This window comes from Nostoc sp. 'Peltigera membranacea cyanobiont' 213, assembly GCF_002245975.1.
Taxonomy (GTDB): domain Bacteria; phylum Cyanobacteriota; class Cyanobacteriia; order Cyanobacteriales; family Nostocaceae; genus Nostoc.
This window is the reverse complement of the sequence record NZ_NOLI01000231.1, coordinates 1-6359: the sequence shown is the minus strand read 5'-3', so window position 1 is coordinate 6359 and position 6359 is coordinate 1. Positions and strand designations below refer to the sequence as shown.

The window sequence follows — 6359 nt, the reverse complement described above, 5'->3', positions numbered from 1 at the left end:
GGTGATGTCGTTCTAGATCAAGCTATTGGTGGTACTGTCCTCTCGACAGATGCAATGCTTGCAGAACTAGCGAAATATTTCTATCTTCAAGGTAAGTTTAAAGTTAGACTAATAAATGTTGGGAATTATGCAGGTGTATATGACCAAGATGGGCAAGTAGTTTCCAATATTACTCAAGCTAACTACTCTCAGATTAAACCTTTCTTGGGCAAGAGCAAATCAGTAGATGTTACTGGCGGGATGGCGAAGAAAGTTGAGGAGTTTTTGACTATTTCTAGTTTAGGGATTGACTGCTGGATAATTGATGGGAATATCCCAGGGAATTTAGCCTCTTCAGTTTTAGGTACGCCAACTCTAGGCACTTTAATTAGGGCATTTTAACTAAAATGATTTCAAAACTGTTGGTAGTTAATCCGAATTACTTACCCTTAATCTGTAAGGATTCAGGTCTAATATTTAGGAAGCAAAGACGGGCGAGACTGAGAATCAGCCAGTAGTGCTTGTATAAAGAAATTAATCACAGACCGACCTTGACGGCGGCAGGTTTGCACCACAGTCAACAAATCGGCAGTGTGTTGAAACCGCTCCATCGAACGGGAACCACCACTCACCTTACGTCTTGTCACAGCCAAACGCAGCGTTCGCGAAGCGTGTCCGAAGGACTCTCGTTCAGCCTGATTATTATCAGGAGGAACTTCCGGGTTTTCAAGAAAATACCACCATTGATGGGCTTTATTGCGCAAGGAACGTAAAAGGTTTGCTGCTGTAGCTCCCGCGAGATCAATCCACTGATTGAGGGTTTGTTGCAGTTTAGATTTGAATTGATTAACCCAATCGTTGTAACTGCTTGAGTCAAGAGTCTCAAACCATTGAGCATAACTTCTAAAGGCTTCATCAATTAAATGAACAAACGCTTCACCAATAGCTTGGTTGTGAAGACCTGGAAGTTGAATTAATTTTTTGAAGTGACGGCGTAGATGAGCCAAACATTTCTGTTGATCAGTTACAGCATAACCATTGTAGACACTAAAATCGTCGCTGCTAAGTACTCCTGTATACTCAGTCCCTAAAATCGCTTCTAACTCGGATCGTGAACGAGTATCAGCCGCAGTAAATAGACAAAACTCAGAATTGGCAACTACCCACAACCATTCTTTGACTCCTTTAACTGACCAAGGTGTTTCATCCACATGGACGTTAGGTTGTGTCTGTTTTACCCAATCACTTAATTCACTAATGCTCGGTTCAATTGCTTTTTGAATTCGTTCATTGGTTGCAACTAACGTTCCCAGTCCAATTTCAATGTGACCCAGTTCCCATAACATTTCTTGTTGTTTTTCATAGGGCATGTGTGCATAATTGTTTACCCATCCTAAAAACGCCTGTAATCTAACTCCTAAATCTTGCCCTGGAACGATATCTGGCGACCATGAGGCTGTTTGTATATTTCCACAGCACTCACACACACAGGTATGGCGTTGATACTCAACTATTTCAATTGGACGCTCAACTAATTGCGCTACCGAGTGCTTTTCTACTTTTACTGCCACAGACGCAAATGCTTTTTGACCACAGTAAACGCAATCCGTAGGACGTAAGATTTCACAACGATCTATTCTGCCAAAACCTTTACGAGTCTTACCTTGATGCCCTGGTTGCCCACCTGGTTTTCTTTTGGGGTAGTTCGGTTCTTCTTCCAAGGGTGCTTTTTTGTTTTCACTCTTTTTGAGGATGTCCCCAGACGGTGGCTTCGACGAATTAGAACTGTCTAAATCTCGACTGACTTTTAAACGCTCTATTTCTTGCTGTAGTTCGTAGATGATTTTCTGTAACTCACGTATTACCTTGCTCTGCTCAATAATTATCTCTACCAGTTCTTCCTTCGACAACTGGTTCAAGCTTTCTCTGTCTAAATCTTGAGGCAGGTTTTGGTTCATATTTGTGATATTCCCCCTCAAGTGTTCCCTTTGTCAATACTCTGCCACCTGAATCCTTACCTTAATCTTTTTGAGATAACTCATTGAGAAAGGCAGAGGGCAGTTATTGCTGAAGGCAGCTATGAATCTATCCCACTAATAAAATTCTGCGAACCCAGATGTGAACTGTCGCTAAGGAAAGAAAACCATTAAAGCAGGCGGAAGGCGGAAATTCGCTTTCACCGCACAACCTCTGTGCTTCTTCTTTTTTGTCCCCTGCTTGTTGGTCGTCCTCTTCCTTACCTGTAGCAACACATTTCAAGTGAGTTGCTCTCGGTTTGTCATAAAAATGCTCCTGATAAAAGTTTTCTGTATGTGAGTAAATAACTGCGCGGCAAAACTGGGTGGTACAGAGTAGCCAATGATTGACCCAGCCGTAGCAGTCTCTTTTGGAAACTCATACCAACACGGAAATCCTTGCAAGACTGCCGCCCCCTCAATAGACAAAGACTTAACCGTACTATCAGGCAACCAGATATCAGCGAACTTACTACGGTTGCAGCCTTTGTGATCTGTGAAGTGCGACCGCAATATCGTATTACAAGGTAAATTTCCAGGTTTATATTTGGACTGTGTACGTCCCCCAACTCTTTCTATTAGCAACGGTGTTGGCGCATTCCTGGCTAAAAATTTCTCCAAAGCTTGCTGTTGTTTGGGGAGTAGTTGAGAATCGGTCATCATAGGAATGAGATTGGCGATCGCCTCATACCAACCACAAGGTGTAGCACCCGAAGGTAAAGCAACGCGAAACCCTCTACTGGCAATCAAAACTAACCGCCGCCGCGCCTGGGGTAGCCCAAAGTCAGCCATGTTGACCACGCTGTAATCGACCGAGTATCCCTCTGATTCCAGAACTTGCAGAATGATACTGAAGCTCTGACTGTTCTGATAGCGTGGGACATTTTCGAGAGTGAATACCCGTGGCTGCAACTGTCGGATGGCTTTTGCTACTGCGATCGCTGCCGTCAGATCATCAGCCGTTTCAATACCCTTACCAGCTTTGGCTGTGTGAGCTTGGCTGAAGTTGGCGCACACCGGGGAGGCGTGGAGATAGTCGGGGCGGCGGGGAAAACCTAGAAATCCTAACCGTGCTACTTCTTGAACTGTTAGCTGTATTATTCTACAGCCATACTCGCTGAAGTTGTGGTGATGGGTTTTGGCGATCGCCCTGCTCAAGTCTGGTTTGCTTGGGTCAAATTCTACTGCAATGACTGGGCGAATCCTGGCTTCGACCATCCCCGCTTCAATCCCGCCGCCACCCGCGAAAAGTACTACAGCGATCGGAGCATCATCTGGAAGAACTGGTTTTAATTTTGTGTTATCAAAATTTTTGCAGACATCTAATTTTGGCGATGTCTTTTTGGTTTTCGCTTTTTTGATAAAGGCGATAATATCTTCCCTGCTTGCCCCCTGCTGTTGTAGTGTCCAAATCATGTGGACAGCGCCAGGGGGAATTGAGCCTATACTTCGACCTTTCCATACTCCATCAACTCGTTCCTCCCAGTTATATCCCCATCGGTAATGAGTCGGGTTGTTTGGGTCACGTTGGCCTATAACTCGTGGGTAAAAAACTATTGAGCCATCAAATAGCTTTTTCTTTTCGAGATACGGATAGAGGCATCCTTGGCTATGCAGTTGTGAAGCTCTAAGGTCGTCCTCTAAGAATTTTTCGGGTATTGCAGATAACTCAGCTATTACTGTTTGAGTCATGCAGCCACCTCCATGACCAAATCATCGGGTACTTCAAATATCCCCAACCGCCCAATGTAGGGAATCGGTGTAATTTCGCGTGGATTCTCCAGTTTCCAGTGGTACTGCTCAGGCATCCCCCAACCAGACGCAACTTGTGAGAACTTGCAATCTACTATTGTGACTATACCGATGACTTGACCGCGACGGAGAGAGATTAGTTCTGGAATTTCTACCCCCATCCCTTGGCAAAATTCTTTCGCTAACAGATACTCTCTTTTGGTACAAGTCTTGGCTGCGTGAATCAAAATGTCGCCGCGATAATGAATGGGCCAGCCACGGTTTTCAACATTTTTGAGAGCATAAATAATTGCCCATGCCCAGGGTTGGCGAACAGATAGCGCTTTCATGGGTTTTAATAATTAGATTTAGCCAAATTTTTAAACTGTCCAAATCTTTCATCAAACAAGAGATTAACAGTCGTCTCACTACTAAACCGACTTTTCAAAACTGAAACTTCAAAAATGCCTTTTTGGGTAGTCTGTTTATCGTAGTAATCTTCCCGATACAAACCCAACATGACAGCAGCCTCCTGTTCAAATCCTCCCGATTCTCGAAAATCTGCTTTAGTTGGACGTTTTTCAGAACGTGAATCAACTTCTCTTTTTAACTGCGCTAAACCCAAGACAGCACAATTGAATTGTTTAGCGATCGCCCTGAGTTGTTTCAAGATGGAGTCAATTTCTTGTACACGATTTTCGCCACGTTCACGGCGCATTGGTTCAATCAACTGCACATAATCCACGATCACCAAACTGACTGACCCACAACGAGCTTGTATATCTTGCAAATCACCCTTGATTTGTGAGGTGGTGATTACAGGGTTGTCATTCAACCAAAATGGTAGCGCCATCGCGTCAGCACAAGCTTGAGCCAAAGGATTCCAGTGAGATTCCCGGAGTGCATTGCGTTTAAAAAGCAGATCAGCAGGAACATGGGGCGCTGCCAACCTTGCGAGGGTCTTTTTGACCATTTGTGAGGCAGACATCTCTAAAGCGAAATAAGCGGTTGTTAAGCCGCTAGCAGCAGCCCGAATACCAATATCTAATGCCCATGTGGACTTGCCGATTCCGCCGCGGCCTCCAACAACGGTCAAAGCACCGAAGGGCATCCCGCCAATTACCGAATCCAAATCGTAGAATCCGGTGGGGGCGTTTACCTCAATCGCATCTTCACCGTTATTGGAAGCCTCAATCTCGGCATAAACGTCAGGGATGATGTCAGCCATTAATTTCATCTGACAAGGCACAGTTAATTGGCGCAACTCTAAAAGCTTTTGTTGTCCCATTTCGATGACTGAAGTGGCAGTAGTTTCAGTCAAGGGGGCATCCATCGCTTCCCGCGCCATTTGTAAAGCTGTTTGGATCACCGCTCTCAATTGCGCTTTTTCTCGAATCAATTCTGCTAAGGCATCGATGTTAACTGCTGACACGCAAGAGTTAAGCAAGGACGCAAGTTTATTTCTCCCGCCGACATTATGCAACAAGCCATGAGATTCTAGCCAACTGATGACAAATAATAAATCTGTTGGTTGCTGAGACTGGTGTAATCTGACTGCGGCTTGGTAAATGTTCTTGTGCGAACCGACGTAAAAATCCTCTGGTTGCAAAATCTTAATTACACGAGCGATCGCTTCGGGGTCAAACAAAATGCCACCGAGTACTACTTCTTCAGCTTCTATCGCCTGGGGTGGTAAGTGGTTAGGCATTGAAACTACGTTATCTGAGGCAAAATCTGGTGAAAACATCACTTTTTCTCCTGCTATGCTACTTTTGTAAATCGAATTCAGAAGTCAGAATTAACGAGAAATTTCTTGTTTGAAGCGATGATTCATCCCGCAGCTGCACAAGCTTCAATTCTGAATCCTGACTCCTTATTCCTGAATTCTGTCTTGGTAAATCTCCGCGCTTGTCTGATTTCGGGTAGTACTGCCCTCAACTCATTAGGGGCAGCATGAGCCGTTTGTATGGCTTTTTGTTGGGCAAGGCGTTGAGCTTCGGCACTATGAGCTTGCTGATAGCGCTGATTCAAATTCGTCCATCCCCCCTTGGTTTTCTCCCAAGTGTTCATTACTGCGATCGCATGATCTATTTCCTGTCGTGCGGAGCGTTTCGACTTAGTGGCTAGTTCTTGTGCTAGGAAATCCACGACTACCGGGTTGAAGTTCTGGTAGAGGTTATTTAGCTTTCGCTCTCCATTGCGCCAAGGTAAAACCCAGCGATTCCACTTGATTGAGTCTCTAACAAGCAGGGGCACACAATCATCACTCATAGCAGTCGGGTCTGTTAACCAAGCATCAATCAGTTCTTTCACGTTCCGGGCTGTCTTGTAGGGACAGGTTCTTTGCGGCTTATTCGATTGTTCGGATTTCTCGAACCACCCGCCCACAATAGTTGATCCTCTTGAGGGATTATCGCTTTGTTGCGAAGACTCGGAATTTTTTGACAACGAAGTGGGTTGTTGTGGGGTTGGTTCTTCTGGGGTTGATTCTTTCGTTGTTAAATCAAGTTCTTCTTTTTCACACACACTCTCTTGGGTGGGGGGCGCGGGTGGCGAAGCCAGGGGCGCGTCCTTGAGTGGATGGACTTCAATTGGATAATCTTTAATTGGATAATCTTTGGGTGTCCCCCCAAC

The 6359-nt window shown here is 44.9% G+C and carries 6 protein-coding genes and 1 pseudogene; 1 reads left to right on the top strand and 6 read right to left on the bottom strand.

Features of this window, described 5'->3' with window-relative positions:
* On the top strand, positions 1-381 hold a 381-nt coding region (locus CDG77_RS32705), incomplete at its 5' end, for an amino acid kinase family protein (RefSeq protein WP_442946454.1).
* Between the two features lie 68 nt (positions 382-449).
* Here the strand turns inward: CDG77_RS32705 and tnpC are convergent.
* From tnpC to CDG77_RS32680, 6 genes and pseudogenes are all read right to left on the bottom strand, one after another.
* The gene (tnpC, locus tag CDG77_RS32700; RefSeq protein ID WP_094333353.1) at positions 450-1937 is read right to left on the bottom strand and encodes an IS66 family transposase; all 1488 of its coding nucleotides are present in this window, start codon (positions 1935-1937) and stop codon (positions 450-452) included.
* A 127-nt stretch (positions 1938-2064) separates the two neighbouring features.
* On the bottom strand, positions 2065-2238 hold the full coding sequence (locus CDG77_RS37125) for a hypothetical protein (protein ID WP_190234132.1): 174 nt from the start codon (positions 2236-2238) through the stop codon (positions 2065-2067).
* Positions 2235-3686 carry a DNA cytosine methyltransferase gene (locus tag CDG77_RS32695; RefSeq protein ID WP_190234131.1) on the bottom strand — a complete coding sequence of 484 codons (1452 nt, stop codon included), beginning with the start codon at positions 3684-3686 and terminating at the stop codon, positions 2235-2237. Before CDG77_RS32695 ends, CDG77_RS37125 begins: the two co-directional genes overlap by 4 nt.
* On the bottom strand, positions 3683-4075 hold the full coding sequence (locus CDG77_RS32690; RefSeq protein WP_094333352.1) for an ASCH domain-containing protein: 393 nt from the start codon (positions 4073-4075) through the stop codon (positions 3683-3685). The genes CDG77_RS32695 and CDG77_RS32690 overlap by 4 nt, the downstream gene beginning before the upstream one ends.
* Before the next feature lie 5 nt (positions 4076-4080).
* Positions 4081-5472: a replicative DNA helicase gene (locus tag CDG77_RS32685; RefSeq protein ID WP_094333351.1), complete on the bottom strand. Its 1392-nt coding sequence runs from the start codon at positions 5470-5472 to the stop codon at positions 4081-4083.
* Between the two features lie 83 nt (positions 5473-5555).
* Positions 5556-6359, bottom strand: a pseudogene (locus CDG77_RS32680) (hypothetical protein); the annotation flags it as partial.